Here is a 15,324-nt window from a genome sequence, read left to right as displayed (position 1 = left end):
AACAACGCGCAAAAAGAAGGGCCCTCGGCTTTTGCGGAGGGCCCTAAGTGGATCGTTGGATCGGGGAAGAGTCGGATCGAAATTGACGAGGCATCGAAAATATTGCGGCTACCTCGAAGTGAACTGGACGGGCAGCGGAAATTTCAACTTGGTGTCGTCTTGAAGCTTATTGAAAATGAGCGCGCCGATCAGAAGTCCGCAGCTTGCCAGAAAACAAATCGCCATACCGGCACGCGTTAAACGATCGACCGTGGAGTTTTGATCACTGGCTGCCTTGAGATCCATCGCACAAGCCCGCCTTCAATCTATTGAAGTAAGCTTCTTGTAACCGACTTTTACGAGGCGGTCGATTTTGGAGTCTTGCGATGACTAATCGCTATACGGTCGGATTAACGAACTGTTTACACCTGTAAACAAGGTGTAAACCCGCGCTCCGATTTGGCATGCCAATAAGTGGGGACGGACCGCCGGTTGCCACGTTACAGCCGCGCCTCGGCTCTAGGGATGCGCGAAGATACGGCGGCCAGAGGCGGTCTTGAGCCTGGAAGACGGAACACGAGAGACGACGTGCAATTCGAAGACGTGTTGTTTTATGCGCGGCTGCTGGCGGGCCTGCTGACTTTCGCCTGTTTCGGCGCGCTCGCTGCCGTCGCGGCGGATCGGCAAGCCGCGTCTGCGCCTGTCACGTCGCCCGCATCGTCTGCGGTGCCGCCGCGCCCCGAAGAGCCGCTCGCCGCGAAGGCCTATAGCATCCTCGATACCTACTGCGCGCGCTGCCATCAGACGGGCAAGCTTGAACGCCCGCTGGCGTCAGGCGGCCTCGCGAACATTCTCGATATCGACGATGTGGCGCGCGATTCCATTTTGGTGAAGCCTGGTTTCCCCGACGCCTCGCGTCTGTACGACGTTCTGGAAACGCGTCATGCACCGCTCGATGTTTTTATCAGCGCCAACGCGGCGGCGGAACCGCAGCCCGACGACATTCTCGCCCTTCGCCGCTGGCTGAAGGATCTTCCCGATTCCGCGCAAACGTGTCCGTCGCGCCGGCCGATCAGCCTTCCCGACCTCGACAAGCTGATGCGGGACGCTCAGCATCTGGAACGCGAGCAGGGCAAGGATGTCCGCTTCATTTCTCTCGCCCACCTCTACAACGCGTGCGCGACACCGGACGAAATGGCGGCATATGCGGCCGCGCTGAACAAGCTGATGAACGCGCTCTCTTGGGCGCCCGAACCCGTGAAGCTGACGCCGCTCGATGCGGCTGGAACGGTGTTGTCGTTCCGGCTTTCGGATTTCGGCTGGGACGCGGCGCGCTGGGCGATGATCGAAGACGCCTATCCGCCCGCGCTCGTTCACGCCGTCGCGCCGGACATTTTAAAAACTGCGCAGACGAAAGCGGTCATCGTCAACGGCGATTGGCTTGCCGCTGCCGCAGGCGAAACGCCGCTCTATTACGGTCTTCTTGGCATCCCGCAGAAACTATCCTCTCTTGCCGCCATGAACGGTGCGAAGATCGACGACGATATTCGTGCCGGCTCCGTCCGCCGCATTGCCGTTCGCGAGAGCGCAGTGACGCGCGGCAATCGTTTGATCGAACGTCACCCCGGCGATCATGCGGGACTGTGGCTGGTCTACGACTTTGCGACCAGCACCGGCGACCAGAACGTTTTCGATCACCCGTTGGGCCCCAAATCCGCAACCAGCGCTGCGTCGCCCTTCAAGACGGATGAAGTCCGCGCGCTGTTCGCGCTACCCAACGGCTTTTATGCGTTCGCGCTCTACGATGCATCGGGCAACCGCATCGATCGGGTCCTGCCGGGCATTGAGAAGCCATACGCGGGCGATGAAGCCAACGCCGTCGAGCCGACAACGAAGGCCGGCACCGATTGCTTCGCTTGCCATACCGAAGGATTGGTCAAAGCCAAGGATGATTTCAGACCTGCCGGTCCAGTCGATATCTCATCTGCACCGATGCCAGCCGACCGCCGCACCGCGCTGCCGCTGTTTGGCACGGACAGCGAAAATGCGCTCCTGATGCTTGGCGGCACGGATCGCTTCCGCGCCGCCGCCAAATCGGTCGGCGTCGATCTCAACCTTCGAATTCATGGCGAAGAGATGGTTTCGGGTCTTGCTCGCCGCTATCGCGAAGGCGCTGATTTTGAGGTCGCGCTGTCCGAGACGGGCCTCGAACGCAAAGACTTCCTGAAAGAGCTTTCAAACGCCAAAGGCCAAGCCGCGCCGCTCGCCCGCCGCCTTCTGCACGGCGTGCTGTCGCGCGCGCAGCTCGAACAGCTGTTTTCGCTGCTCAAAGGCATGGACAAGCCGAAGCAGACGGCATCCGCCGGGTTTCTGCGCGAAGTAAAGACAGACATTGGGCTCAGCATGTGGCTCGATAAGCCACGCCCGGTTCCCGGCGATCTCGTGACGATCAAGGCCGAAGCCGACAACGACTGCTACCTGACGATCATTAGCGTCGATGCCGAGGGCGTTGGGACCGTGCTGTTTCCGACCGATTTCCAGCACGACAATCTGATCAAGGCCGGAAAGCCGGTCAGTATCCCGTCGGCCGATGCGCCGTTCCAGCTTCGCTACAAGGCAACGGGCAGCGAGACGATTCTAGGTCGCTGCTCGACCAGCGCCACCCCGCCGGTCGGCATTGAGCACGACTTCGTGCATCAGCGCTTCACGGTACTCGGTAACTGGGAAAACTTCATTCGCGACACGCTCGTCACCGATTGGGAGATGCGCGCCAACCCGGAAAAGGCCGAGCGCGCCCGCATCGCCCGGGCTGGCGCCATCAGCCGCCGCGAAGCTCAGGGCGAGCGCATCGAGCCACCGCGGCCCGACATCGTGACGGACCGGCCACTCCGCGACGGCCGCGCAGTCCTCATCCTCGGCCTTCGCTGACGTCTCGAACGCGGCGCCAAATGCCTGAAAACAGGGCGTTTCGTAAAACTGTCGCAAACGGTAGGTGCCGAAACGCATCGCTCTGTATGCCAATTGCATCCCGCCACTCGCGTTCGGGAGAGAATCCGACAACCCTAAAAAGCGTTTGGGTTCGGAAAGGCTTTACAGAGGGAGCCGAGGTACCTAAATGCACCCCTTCAACATTGTGTCCAGAGCCGACATCGCTCGGCTGCCGCGCGCGAAACCGGATAGCGCTTCCTCAGGAGGTTCTTTCGCGATGGAGAAGTTTGCCACCGCCCTCGAAATGGTGACCGAGATGAAGCCGGATCTTCCGGTCTTCGCCGCGCGTCCCCACGCTGCGGGCCGTGCCGCTCGGTGGTTCATCAACAACTTTCCGGGCGAGGTCGCTTACGCTTACAAGGCGAATAGCTCCGTCTTTCTTCTCGGCGCGCTTTACGGTGCGGGCATCAAGCAGTTCGACGTCGCCTCCGTCGCCGAGCTTGAGGACGCCGCAACGATCCCCGGCGTGCGCCTGCACTTCATGCATCCGGTGAAGTCGCGCTACGCCATTCGCCGCGCCTACTTCGATTACGATATCAAATGCTTCGCGCTCGACACTGAAGACGAGCTGCAGAAGATCATCGAAGAGACGGACGGCGCGAAAGACCTTGAGCTGTTCGTGCGCGTCTCGGTTCCGGCCAAGAACAGCCGCGTGCCGCTTGAGCACAAGTTCGGCATCTCCGGCCAGAAGGCGCAGCGCCTGCTCGTCAAGGCGCGCCAAGTCGCTGACGAACTCGGCATCACCTTCCATGTCGGCTCGCAGACGACGACGCCCGACGCCTACGCGATGGCGTTCGAGGAAGTAAAAAAGCACATCGTCAAGGCTGGCGTGGTGGTCGACGCGATCGATATCGGCGGCGGCTTCCCGTCGCGCTACACCGACAGCGTGCCCGCGCGGCTGTCCGACTTCATCGAAGTCATCAAAGCGTCGATGGCGAAGATGCCCGTGACCGAGGATTGCCGCTTGATCTGCGAGCCCGGCCGAGCGCTCGTCGCCGAAGCCGAAAGCCTGATCGTGAAAGTCGATCTGCGCAAACCGGGCAACCAGCTTTTCATCAACGACGGTTCGTATGGTGCGCTCTTCGACAGCGCGCATTTGGGCTTCGTTTTCCCGGTGCGCCTCATTCGTCCGGGCCTCGATCCGAACGAGCCGCTGGAGCCGTTCGAGTTCTGGGGACCGACGTGCGATTCCATCGACCACATGAAGGGGCCGTTCATGCTGCCCGCTTCGGTGCGCGAAGGCGATTACATCGAGATCGGTAATCTTGGCGCCTATGCCCGCGCAATGGGCACGCGCTTTAATGGATACGGCGAATACATCGACGTCATCCTGCAGGACGAGCCGATGTATTCGATCTACACGGAAGATCTCGAACCGATCGCGCGCAACGCCTGATAGTCGGTTAGGCATGGAAAGCGACAACATCGCGGATGTCTACCGCGAGTACATTGCGTGCCTGAATAATCGGGACTGGGACCGGCTAACTGCATTCGTTGCCGACGACGTGACGCGCAACGGCAAGCTGCTGAGGCTTTCCGGCTATCGAGACATGCTGGAGCGCGACGTCTCGGAAATTCCCGACCTCCGATTCCACATTCTGCTGATGGTTTGCGAACCGCCCTTTGTTGCAAGCCGTCTGGGCTTTGATTGCACGCCAAAAGGCAGTTTTCTCGGGCTCACCGTAAACGGCTGCAGGGTGTCGTTCACCGAGAACGTCATCTACGAATTTCAGAACGCGAAGATCCAGCACGTCTGGTCGGTCGTAGATAAAGCTGCGATTGAGGCTCAGATCAAAGTCTGAGCCTCTTAAGCAATCGCGTGACCTTAGTTCGACGCCTTCGCGAGCGCGACCAACTTCGGCTCGGCCCGATAGTTCTCCGGGAACAGCCGCTTCAGATTGGCGACCTTCGGCAGGTCGTTGATCACGATGTACGGATAGTTTGGGTTCAGCGTCAGAAAATTCTGATGATAGTTCTCGGCCGGAAAGAACGTGCGGCCGGGCTCCACCGTCGTGGCGATTTTGTCTGGGAAGATATGCGCGGCATCGAGCTGTGCGATGTAAGCCTTCGCGACATTCGCCTGTTCCGCCGTCATCGGAAAAATCGTCGAGCGATACTGCGTGCCTGAATCCGGCCCTTGACGGTTGAGTTCGGTCGGATCGTGCGCCACTGAGAAATAGATCTGCAGCAGCTTACCGTAGCTGATCTTCTGCGGATCGAACGTCACCTGCACGGATTCCGCGTGGCCCGTCGCGCCTGTGCCGACGATCCGATAGTGCGCATCCTGCGCGTCGCCGCCGGTATATCCGGAGACCGCATTCTTCACGCCGGAAACGTGCTGGAACACGCCCTGAACGCCCCAGAAGCAGCCGCCTGCCAGCACGGCCGTTTCAAGATGCGCGCTTTGAGGTGCGGGCTCATCGATGGCGGGCGGCGGCACGCGCGTGCCTTCCTCCGCATCGACGCCTACGCCGCCGACCGTACTCAGAACAAAGACGGCAGCCGCAACGGTGACGATTGAAAAGAAAATGCGGTCGGACCGCAAAAGAGATTTGAACTGGATTGCCATGGACGTCTCCGGGGGGATTGGTCGTGTGCTTCCGCACACTCCAATGCCTACGTCTGCCGTGCGCAATCCGTTACGCGAGCGTCCGCGGTAACGTCTTGTTGAACCTTACCGCTCGCACGCGGAATGTGCCCCGGCGGCTTTAAAAAGCGGCCGAGGCGACACGAGATAAATTGCGTTATCGCGATATGCGCGAGATCTTCGACCCTTCGAGCGTCAAATTATACATGAGCCCCTTGGGGTCGAGGATGAAGCCGACGACCGGGCTCGTGATCTTGTTGGTGTCGATTGATCCGCCGACGCCGACCGTGATGATTGCCACCGAAGCGTCTGCGCCGACCTTCCATCCCGCGGTTTTGCGAAACTGGTGAAGCGCCTCGGGCGTCATGAACGCGATGATGACCGATCGCGCCTGCACGCCGATCTGAAAGCCGAACGAGCCCGAAACGGTATTGTAATAACCGGCAGTGCGGCCGCCGATCAGCAGCGCGCCTTCGCCATATTCTCCGCCGATGCCGAAGCCCGCCTTCACGACGGACGGAAACACCAAAATACCGACAGCCTTGTGCGCCAGTTCGCGCGCGCCGCCGACCTGGCGGAAAAATCGCTGCATGGTCTCATGCACGCCGGCATCGATCTCTGGTCCCGATTCTGCGCGGCTTGCTGGCGACGCTGCGACGAGCGCGAACCACGCGACGAGCGCCACGCTAAGGTGTCTGATGAACATGTTTTGTCTCCCTCGTGCCCCGACCGACGCTTGCCTGCGCTTCATGGCCGAATTTCGCTTGCGGGCCAAAAATTTCGGCCCACGGATTAAGTCGGCGATTAACGGTGTTCGGCCGCAAACACAAATGCCGGACGCTGATTTTCCGGCAAGGTGAGACTATTGGGAAGGGCGGGCCATCATACGATGAGGCCCGCGTCCTTGGGGTGGAAGGCTATTGGATCGTCAGCCAGATCAGCGCCATAGCTGTTGCGCCGGCAGCCAGACTGACCGGCAGGAGCGCGATCTGAAGCAGGGCCTCGCGTCCGCTGACGAGGCCCGTCGCGATGTCGACTCGGCCGTGGAGAAACTGGTGGAAGCTGCGACGCTGCCCGGCTGCGCGGTCATTCGCGGCGCTGCTGGAATTATAGGCGCCGAGAGTAATACCGCCGAGATACATCGCCGAGATGATCGTCACGATGGCGACGGCCAGACCAGTGTGGAGGTCGAACGCGCCAAAACACGTCCAGCTCAAAACCAGAAACCAAGCGCAGGAGGCGAGGCCGATGACGAAGGGCGCCGGATGCACGGAGAGGTCATAGCTCGGCACGGCTTCGGTCGTTGGCACATGCGAGGCGGTGACCGGGCGGGGCCTTTGAGGGAGCCAAACCTCGGCTTGGCGAGGGAAGCGATCGTTCAACAGCGAAGTAAAGGCCATGAGACTGTTCCTTCTTTCGTTCGTCTCCCGGAACGGTCACGCCCCTCGGCGTCGCTCCGGCCATGAACGAAAGATCGACAGTCCCGACCCATAAATCCAACGTATTGGTCCAATTGAACCAATTTGGAAAAGAGATCGATTGAAGGCATGTCGGCCGCGCGTAGGCGCGCCCAGCAGGTGCTACCGCTTTGAGACCACAAGTTTGGCGAGTGGAATTGGGTGCGCCTGATCCACGTCTATCGCATCCCGCGGTTCGCGGCGGCACCTATCGAGAGAGAGCGTAAAATATCGATCGACAATTAGAAGGATATGGTGGGCGGTATAGGGATTGAACCTATGACCCCATACCGCCAGATTGGCATCTGAGGGAATCGACATAAACAATTGAAATTAAACGATTAAAAATACACTTCTATATTGCGGCTCGTCGGCCTGTCAACACATTTGTCAACACATTGATACGTACAAAGATTAAATGCATTCTTGCGCTGCAAATGTCCGGGCCGGTGAGGACAAGGGAAACCTAGTTGATCATGCCAAGCCCGAGGTTCAGGAAAAACGGGCCGTCAGGCCGGGAGATTTCTACCCCGTATTACGGTCGGCCGGCAAAAGCGGGCGTATTAAAACCATTGCAGTTGTGGCGGCGTGCCAGGCCCTCGCCGATCACCTCCGAGCCCGGCACCAGGCTCGGAGGTGATGGGGCGCATCCCGATGATCGGCGCCTTGATCTTTTCCGAGCTGGTGACGACCAGCGTCATGTCGAACGCGCACAATCTCTCCGGTTGGCCGCAGATCTTGCTTGGCTTGGCGAGACGGCAGGTGTGGACGCGCAAATAGTAAAACGTGCGGCGACGGGAGCGGCGAAAGCCAGTGGAACTTCTCGTCCGTAGACATGGCCGTCGCCGGAAATTGTTTCCGGATTGCTAGCGATTAAAAATTTGATGATCTGCTTTTTATGATCCTGTCCCGTTTCTATATTAAACAGCGTTGGCTGCACCAAGACGATTGCTATCACACACGTCTGCTTTGGCAGTGAGACCCGTCGTCGGCCGAACGCCTCGGAAAATATTTTCCCAGCTTTTGGCGGAGGTCTGCACCGACGCGAAGGAGAACTCCTGCCTTCGTCCGCTAAGGGCCAGAAGCGGAACTGCCATCGGTGTGGACTTCCCGATCAACGATGACTGCTCAGTCCCAGTAGCGGAAGTCGACGCACGACCACGTTCACTTCGGCGATGTGACCCTAGTTGCGTCTGGTTCCGGTAGCGGATCGGCCCTGCTGTGCGTCGAGTGTAGGTCCGCTCACACGCGCGATGCAGACGTCTATGATGTCAAATGGCCGCCCCTGCAGAAGCGAGCGCGAATTACACAAGCTACAATTGGCCAGTCGCTGAATGAGAGATCGACGCTTTAGGAAATGATGTCCGCTAGTGGGAAAAGCCGGACCGGCGCACTACTAAACCTTCCTAGAGATGATGCTTCTAACCTCTCCTTCGACGCGGAAGTCGGGAGCGGCCACGAATGGAGCAAATTCGCGGTTGACCGACTCTAGAATCACTCGATCGCCGTCGATCCGAACGCGCTTTATGAGGCTTTCCTCGTCATTCACGCAAACATAGACCTTGCCGTCTTTGAATTCGAAGGTTCTCTTCGCGATCACTAGATCGCCGTCGTGAATCGTAGGCTCCATCGACCGTCCCTTGGCCCGCACCATGAATGCTTCAATCGGGGAGAACGCCAGCAATCTTGCGGCTATAGGGATGCGATCAATCGGATTGCCATCCAAAATGGACCCCGCCGGACCGCAGCTCGCCAAGCCGTACACATTAAGCGTTACGACCGCAGGCTCAGGCCCATCATCTATAATCTGGTAGTCGCGGGGATTGTAGGGATTGCGTCGGATGAAACCTTTCCGCTCCAGCTGCTGCAGATGGTGAGCCACGACGCTTGTCGACGACGCACCGATCGCTTCTTGCAGCTCTCGGATAGTTAGTTGTTCTTCAGTTTGATTCCGGAGCAAATTAAGCAATTTGTCTTGCACCGGGTGAAGTGATTTGCGCGCCATAGCTTTTCCTACCCTTCTTACGGGCATCAGACAAGAACGTATGGACTTGTTCTAATATTTGTTCTAGATGCGATTGAGAGGCTCTCGAATCGCGGGTCGGCTCTGTTTGGACAGTGCGAGGAGCCCCAGCCAGCAATTTGGAGGTCCCATGACCGCAACCACGACGCATTTTAAGGTCGACAACGGTGACATGACGCTCATCGCCCTGGAAAGCGGGCGCTACATACTCATCGACTGCAAGATCAGGTGCGCGGCCGACGATCCGGACGATTCCACGCCCGACGTCGGCGCGCAGCTCAAGGACCGGCTTCCACGTGATGACGCCGGCCGGCCATACGTGGACGCATTCCTGCTGACGCACCCCGATCAAGATCACTGCGGCGGCCTCAGAACGCATTTCCACCTTGGTGACCCCTCGAAATGGAATGCTGACGACGACAAGATCATCATCCGGGAAATGTGGTCCTCGCCGATCGTCTTCCGGCGCGCCGACAAAGAGTGCCCCCTGTGTGATGATGCCAAGGCATGGGCGCAGGAAGCGCGGCGGCGGGTAAAGCTGTTTCGCTCTCAGAGCTACTCAGCCGACGGCGACCACATCCTGATCCTTGGTGAGGATATCGGCGGGAAGACTGACGATCTTGGTGCCATCCTCGTTCCTGCAGGGTCCAGGTTCTCCATCATCTGCGGTGCCGTCGATGCCTCTTTCGAGGCGCTGCTGCTGGCGCCGCTCATGGCTGACGATGAGGAAGAAGATGAGGTGCTCTCGAAGAACAACTCCAGCGTCATTCTTAACCTGACGCTGGCGGCCGATGGTACGTCGTCCGCCGCTCGCTATTTGTTCGGCGGCGACGCGGAGGTCGCCATCTGGGAGAAGATCTGGGCGAGGTACGAGGCCAACGACCTCAAGTATGACGTGCTGCTATCTCCCCATCACTGCTCGTGGCATAGCCTCTCGTGGGACAGCTGGTCCGAGAAGCGCGAGGACGCGAAGGTATCGCCCGCGGCCCGCAAGGCACTCGGGCAGGTGAATGCCGGTGCCACAATCCTCGCCAGCAGCTATGCGATCGAGGACGATGACGATGATCCGCCGTGTATCCGGGCCAAGCACGAGTACCAGGCGATCCTTAAGCCGGTGGCGGGCGCATTCGTTTGCCTCGCTGACGAGTCTGACGGCGAACCGCTGGAACTGACAGTCAGTCAGTACGGACCAAAGCCGGCGCGCAGGCGCATGGCTGGCTTCGCTGCTCTTGGTACGGGTGTGGGTTCTGAAGCGCTTGGACACGGTTGATCCAATTCTAATACCGACGGCGACCACGCGGGCTTTACGGCTTGCTGCGGCGCATCCAGCGGTTCGGGCAGTTCGGCTCGCGCATCAGGCGGCCGACGGCAGCGTCGTGGCGGAGGTCGATATCGCCGTGACGCTCCCGAACCGCTGGCGCCCAGAGGGCGAGAGCCCAAATGGCGTGCGGGCCTTAGAGAAGGTGTCTCTCGTCTTCCCGCGCAACTTTCCCGCCTGGGCACCCTCAATCTACTTGCGCGCCGACTTCAACCGCGCGCACCCGCATATCAATCCGGGACCGGCCGATCAGCCGCCGCAACCATGCATCGTCGCTGGCAGCTCAAGCGAGCTCATCCAAGCCCGCGGGTTCGACGGTTTTCTTGATCAGCTGGTCGATTGGCTCGACGACGCCGCGATAGCGGCGCTCAATGACCCTGCGCAAGGCTGGGAGCCAGTCCGCCGCGATAACATCGATGACAATATCGTCATCGATGGCAGCGCCATCAGAGCATTGGCCGACCCAGGTGGCGGTTGCGCTGTCGTGCCGATCACATTCTTCCTCTTCGAGGACGGGAGCCGGAAAGTCTACGTCGTCAACCAATGCATCGGCACGCCCATCAAGGTCGAGAACGCACAATTTGGGCGCGGCGCTCTAGCTGACGGCGCATGGAAGGGCGTCTCTGTCGGACTTGTGGTTTGGGCGCGCGAGGTCGGGCCTGAAAAGCCCTTTATCGTGGACGAATACCTGCCGGAGACCGTCGTTACGATTGCCGACTTGCGCAAACGGGCTGAGCGCTATGGCTGTCTTGCCGAGCTTGATCCAAAACTCAACCATATCGCGTTCGGCGTGCCGAGCCTGCCTTTCAAGCCCGTGCCGGTTACGGTCACGTTTCTGGTGCGGCGTCCCTATGACGTCATCGGCACGCATTCGCCGATCGAGCTTTGCTCCTACCTCACCGAGTTGACGTCGGCCGACGACGTGATCAAGGCGCAAGTCGGCCAAGTGCGTCTTCCGGGCCTACGCGAGCGGCTATCGCTATCCATCCTTCGTTCTGCGTCAGGCGACGCGGAGACCGGAGATCAACCGCGCAGACCCTGGGCCCTCGTCGGTTGTGGCAGCGTCGGCTCAAAGATCGCAATACACATGGCACGTCGTGGCCAGGGTCCTTCGCTGTTGGTCGACCGAAGCCTTATGGCGCCGCACAACTACGCCCGACATGGGCTGCTACCAAGCCAGGCAGACGTGGCGCCAATGCCCCCGAAAGCGAGCGTACTGGCGGAAGGCCTCGCCGCCCTCAAACAGCAACCCGCCGAGGACAAGAGCGACGCAATCGACCTCCTCGACATCGCGATAGGTCGAAGCAAGCTCGCCAAGGAGGGCTTCGTCCTCAATACGACAGCGTCAACGGTCGTGCGCGAATGTCTTGCCTTCGGCGCCTGGGAAGACAGGCCGCTGATCGGCGAAGCACATTTGCTTGGCGCCGGGCGCGTTGCCTACGCGGCATTCGAGGGTGCGGGGGGCAATCCGAACCTCAGCGATCTCGCCGCCGAGTCCTACCGGTTGATCGGTAACGAGGCGGTGTTGCGGCAGATCGTGTTTAGCGCCCATGCCGAAGCCGTGACGGTTGGTCAGGGCTGCAGCGCCGTCACGTTCCCGATGGCCGACTCCCGTGTCAGTACGCTCGCGGCCGGACTCTCCGAAGTCGTCGCCCAGCGTCAGGAGGTAAGAAAAACCGTCGAAGGACATATCGCGTACGGGCGAATCGGTGAGGACGGGCTGTCGCAAGCCTGGGAGCGCCATGAGGTGCAGCCTTGGGTCGTGTTGCCGGCCAAAACCCCGAGTGGCATCGCGGTGCGGATCAGCTCGCGCGTCAACGAAAAAATAAGGGCTGAGATCGCGGCGCGTCCGGGCCGCGAGACCGGCGGCGTCATCGTTGGCCGCTTCTCGCAGATCGCCAACGCCTTCCAGATCGTCGACGTCATCTCGGCGCCCCCGGACAGCAGCTTCTCGGCCGAAAAGTTCACCCTCGGAACACAGGGGCTCAATACCGCGATCGGAGGTATCATCAAGAATACGGGGGGATCGCTGTACGCGCTTGGGACGTGGCACAACCACCTCATAAAAAGCGGTCCGTCGCTCCTCGACGCAGAGACCGGGGCCAAGCTCGCGCTGCGACAGCTCTTTCCGGTTCTGCTGCTCATTGCGCTGCCGGAAGGCTATACTTTCCTGAGCGCAGAGGTGGCGCACACGGCACTACTAGGAGAAACCGCGACTGCGTCAGAGGGGAGAAGGGATCGTGCCGATAGGTGATCATCTACGCAACATCGGCCTTGATCGCTATGACATCAACGCCCGGCTGAAGCCCGCATTGCTGGCGCTGCTCCCAGCTTTTATCGTTGTCGGGTTCTGGTTTCCGCAGGCACGTACACTAACCGGCGTCGGGCTCGGCATCGTCACCACGTGCGGCGTGACTTATCTGATGGCGCAGACCGTGCGGCGTCTGGGCCGCGCCGTCGAGCGGAGCATCGGCGAACAGGCCGGGCGTCTGCATTCCGCGAGACTCCTGACCCATAGCGATACTACATTCGCCGCCGAGACGAAGGCGCGTTATCACGCCTACCTGGAAAACAACGGGCTCAATATATCTTCGCTAGAAGAGGAGCGGCTCGACCCAAATCAAGCGTTCGAGCGTGCCCGCTCAGCGGTTGATTGGCTTCTGAATCACACCCGTCCGACCGCTAAGCAATCGTTGCTTTTCGATGAGAACATCGCCTACGGGTTCTATCGCAACCTCTACGGTATAAAGCCCCTGGCGATTGGTATCGTCATCGCCGCGGCGACCACCCACGTGGCGCTCATGGTGATCGCCCCCCTCGACGCGACAAGCTTAAGAACCGGCGCTCTCGTTGCAGGTTTGCTCGTCGCGCTGCTAGCGCTCTGGTTGTTTTTCGTGTCGGGGAGCGTGGTGACGGACGCGTCGCTTGCGTACGCTGAGAAGCTATTCAGCCAATGCGAGAGCCCCGCCCCAGTAGCATCTCGGCAAGCTCGCAGTTCGAAGGAGTCGCGAAAGGTCTCGTGACTTAGTTTCGGGCCCGAAGAAAAGCCACAAAGAGCAGCAGGTCGCTGCTGTGCGGGCAGACGAACCCAAGCCGGGAATCACAACGTGCCGCTCGCGTTCGATGACGTCATGTGCAGGAGATAATAGTAGTTGAGCGCCTTCGCGAGGTGGTGGAGGCGGCGCGCCTCGCGGTATGACACAAGCAGCAGCCGCATGAATTCGAGGAAGTAGATGGTTTGCCCCTGCGCTTGCTCCATGCCCTCCCTTTTGGGGAAGTAAGTTACAAGCTGTGTAATGTCGTCATATTCAGTCTTGGTGTGCGCGATGGCATTGCGTAAGTGATTGCTGATCGAGCCGTCGAGCATCAAGTACCAGCAATCATCTAAATGGTCCGACTTCAAGCCGAACACGACGTCAGCGTAGGCATCGAGATCGTCGGGCGCCGTGTTCTTACCAAACCGGTTGAGCTTCTCCTTGAATGCGTCGTGGTTTCCGCGCTTGATCAGATTGTTGATGCCCGCCACCAACACAAGCTGCCGGGAAAGAACCTCTGAAATGTCCTTGTAGAGGTCCTTGAAGTCGTCGAACCTCCTCGTGGAGACCCGCATCGGGGTCGGGTTCTTTGCATAACCCTCGTCGAAATCGAGAAGCAGTACCGGGCGAAGGGCAAGTTCGGCATCGAGGATGCGCGGATAGATGTCCAAGATGTCTCGGTGGAGATTGCCGAGGAATGAGTTGCCGACAATCTCAACGACGAATCCCTCGAGGCCAGCCCGCTCTTTGCCATGGAGGTCATGCAGGACTTGGAGATATTGGTCGACCGCGACCTTGCTCTGAAGCGGATACTCGAACGGCAGCATCATTTTGGCGATGAGCATGTAGAGAGCAGCTTCAACGTCTTGGGGGCTATCTGAGGCGACCTCGATGTTAAAGTACTTTCGCAGGTTGAGCTTGAACGGCACCAGCTTGTTGTTTGCGTAGACCGCCAGCATTGTTTTGAACCGTCGGACCTGCTCATGATTCTGATCGAGCACATGGAGCCGCGACTGATGCAGGTCCATCTCCTTAATTCCGACCCGGGCGGCCGCGCGCATGAAGGGTGTCATCCCCATCTTGTAGGGTTCAAACGAGACGGGAAAATCAAGGTGCAGGTCCGCAAACGGCGTCTTGGCATCGAAGGGCGCCGTGGGTTGAACCTGCTTCGCACCCGTTAAAGTCATTTTGCCGGCAGCGACTACGATGTCGATTGCGGCGCCGCAATTCGGGCAGGCAAGGCGAAGAGGCTGTTCCGCGCGATTGGACATGCCCAGGCGAATATTTGTGGGCTTGCTGCAAGTCTCGCAAAGCAAGGTGAAGTTAACATTCATGACGAGACCGCACTCGAACTAGAATGGTAGGGGACTGGCGCGCGCACTCAGCTTGAGGATAGGCCGGCAAATCCCTTTGGAGCGAAAGGCCCCAAGCTCTCTGACGACGTACGCGAAGGCCTCGAACAGGCGAACCTATTTGCAACCGTTAAACGAGACCGAAATCTGACGCAAATGTTGGCGAAGCGGACGTGATCGGCGATTGCCTTCGCCCGCTGGATGTAGGCGGTGTCGGGGAGCGCTCTTGTATACGAGGGCCGGTCTCACCCTCTGAATGCTAATTGAAAACGCTAGTCCGCTTCCAGCCCATCATGCGAAGTCGATGGTTTGTCAGTTTGCAGGAGTACTGCAGACAAGTCTCTACCACTCACTTGGCCTGCTTGCGACCTACGGCGCCACGTCCGCAAACTCGGCATCGCGTGTCTGACGGTATCCGTGCTCGCGAATTTGCCGAAGTCCGCTTCGGGTCAGAAGCGGCCGCACCAGTCTTGGCATTAAGCCCGCTCTCAAACGGCTGCCGGACAAAAGGTCTGAGCGATCACCGGCACTCGCAGCACACACGCTGATGTCCGCTTTTGTATAATTCGCGTCATCGTCGATCGT

General features: G+C 59.5%; 12 protein-coding genes. 7 read left to right on the top strand and 5 right to left on the bottom strand.

Going from position 1 to position 15,324, the window contains the following annotated elements:
• Nucleotides 1-567: 567 nt before the first annotated feature.
• The 3 genes from HYPMC_RS10640 to HYPMC_RS10630 all read left to right on the top strand — a co-directional run bounded on the left by HYPMC_RS10640 (nucleotide 568) and on the right by HYPMC_RS10630 (nucleotide 4,769).
• Nucleotides 568-2,907, top strand: coding sequence for a DUF4384 domain-containing protein (locus HYPMC_RS10640; protein ID WP_013947932.1), 2,340 nt, complete (start codon nucleotides 568-570; stop codon nucleotides 2,905-2,907).
• Between the two features lie 277 nt (nucleotides 2,908-3,184).
• On the top strand, nucleotides 3,185-4,363 hold the full coding sequence (locus HYPMC_RS10635; protein WP_013947930.1) for a decarboxylase: 1,179 nt from the start codon (nucleotides 3,185-3,187) through the stop codon (nucleotides 4,361-4,363).
• Nucleotides 4,364-4,376: 13 nt separating this feature from the next.
• Complete coding sequence (locus HYPMC_RS10630) at nucleotides 4,377-4,769, top strand: ester cyclase (protein ID WP_013947929.1); 393 nt, start codon at nucleotides 4,377-4,379, stop codon at nucleotides 4,767-4,769.
• A gap of 23 nt (nucleotides 4,770-4,792) precedes the next feature.
• Here HYPMC_RS10630 and msrA read toward each other — a convergent pair whose 3' ends face one another.
• The 3 genes from msrA to HYPMC_RS10615 all read right to left on the bottom strand — a co-directional run bounded on the left by msrA (nucleotide 4,793) and on the right by HYPMC_RS10615 (nucleotide 6,954).
• Nucleotides 4,793-5,536 (bottom strand): peptide-methionine (S)-S-oxide reductase MsrA, encoded by a 744-nt coding sequence (msrA, locus tag HYPMC_RS10625; protein ID WP_013947928.1) that lies wholly within the window; start codon nucleotides 5,534-5,536, stop codon nucleotides 4,793-4,795.
• A 175-nt stretch (nucleotides 5,537-5,711) separates the two neighbouring features.
• Nucleotides 5,712-6,260 carry a YSC84-related protein gene (locus tag HYPMC_RS10620; RefSeq protein WP_013947927.1) on the bottom strand — a complete coding sequence of 183 codons (549 nt, stop codon included), beginning with the start codon at nucleotides 6,258-6,260 and terminating at the stop codon, nucleotides 5,712-5,714.
• 211 nt (nucleotides 6,261-6,471) lie between these two features.
• A complete protein-coding gene (locus tag HYPMC_RS10615; RefSeq protein WP_013947926.1) occupies nucleotides 6,472-6,954 on the bottom strand; it encodes a hypothetical protein in 483 nt (160 codons plus the stop codon).
• 711 nt (nucleotides 6,955-7,665) lie between these two features.
• On the opposite strand from HYPMC_RS10615, the gene HYPMC_RS24890 reads away from it, so the two are divergent.
• Nucleotides 7,666-7,791: a hypothetical protein gene (locus tag HYPMC_RS24890; protein WP_256380121.1), complete on the top strand. Its 126-nt coding sequence runs from the start codon at nucleotides 7,666-7,668 to the stop codon at nucleotides 7,789-7,791.
• 616 nt (nucleotides 7,792-8,407) lie between these two features.
• Here HYPMC_RS24890 and HYPMC_RS10605 read toward each other — a convergent pair.
• Nucleotides 8,408-9,016, bottom strand: a complete 609-nt coding sequence (locus tag HYPMC_RS10605; RefSeq protein ID WP_013947920.1) for a LexA family transcriptional regulator — start codon at nucleotides 9,014-9,016, stop codon at nucleotides 8,408-8,410.
• Between the two features lie 148 nt (nucleotides 9,017-9,164).
• Between HYPMC_RS10605 and HYPMC_RS10600 the strand changes: the two genes are divergently transcribed.
• The 3 genes from HYPMC_RS10600 to HYPMC_RS10590 are packed head-to-tail and all read left to right on the top strand — an operon-like array spanning nucleotide 9,165 to nucleotide 13,375.
• Nucleotides 9,165-10,304 (top strand): hypothetical protein, encoded by a 1,140-nt coding sequence (locus HYPMC_RS10600; RefSeq protein ID WP_013947919.1) that lies wholly within the window; start codon nucleotides 9,165-9,167, stop codon nucleotides 10,302-10,304.
• Nucleotides 10,291-12,606, top strand: a complete 2,316-nt coding sequence (locus HYPMC_RS10595) for a Mov34/MPN/PAD-1 family protein (RefSeq protein WP_013947918.1) — start codon at nucleotides 10,291-10,293, stop codon at nucleotides 12,604-12,606. Before HYPMC_RS10600 ends, HYPMC_RS10595 begins: the two co-directional genes overlap by 14 nt.
• On the top strand, nucleotides 12,593-13,375 hold the full coding sequence (locus HYPMC_RS10590) for a hypothetical protein (RefSeq protein WP_013947917.1): 783 nt from the start codon (nucleotides 12,593-12,595) through the stop codon (nucleotides 13,373-13,375). The genes HYPMC_RS10595 and HYPMC_RS10590 overlap by 14 nt, the downstream gene beginning before the upstream one ends.
• A 77-nt stretch (nucleotides 13,376-13,452) precedes the next feature.
• Here the strand turns inward: HYPMC_RS10590 and HYPMC_RS10585 are convergent, their stop codons facing one another.
• Nucleotides 13,453-14,658 (bottom strand): hypothetical protein, encoded by a 1,206-nt coding sequence (locus HYPMC_RS10585; RefSeq protein ID WP_050976782.1) that lies wholly within the window; start codon nucleotides 14,656-14,658, stop codon nucleotides 13,453-13,455.
• Nucleotides 14,659-15,324: the final 666 nt, after the last annotated feature.

The organism is Hyphomicrobium sp. MC1 (assembly GCF_000253295.1).
Lineage (GTDB): Bacteria > Pseudomonadota > Alphaproteobacteria > Rhizobiales > Hyphomicrobiaceae > Hyphomicrobium_B.
Note: the sequence above shows the minus strand (reverse complement) of the source record. Positions and strands in the feature narration are given on the sequence as shown.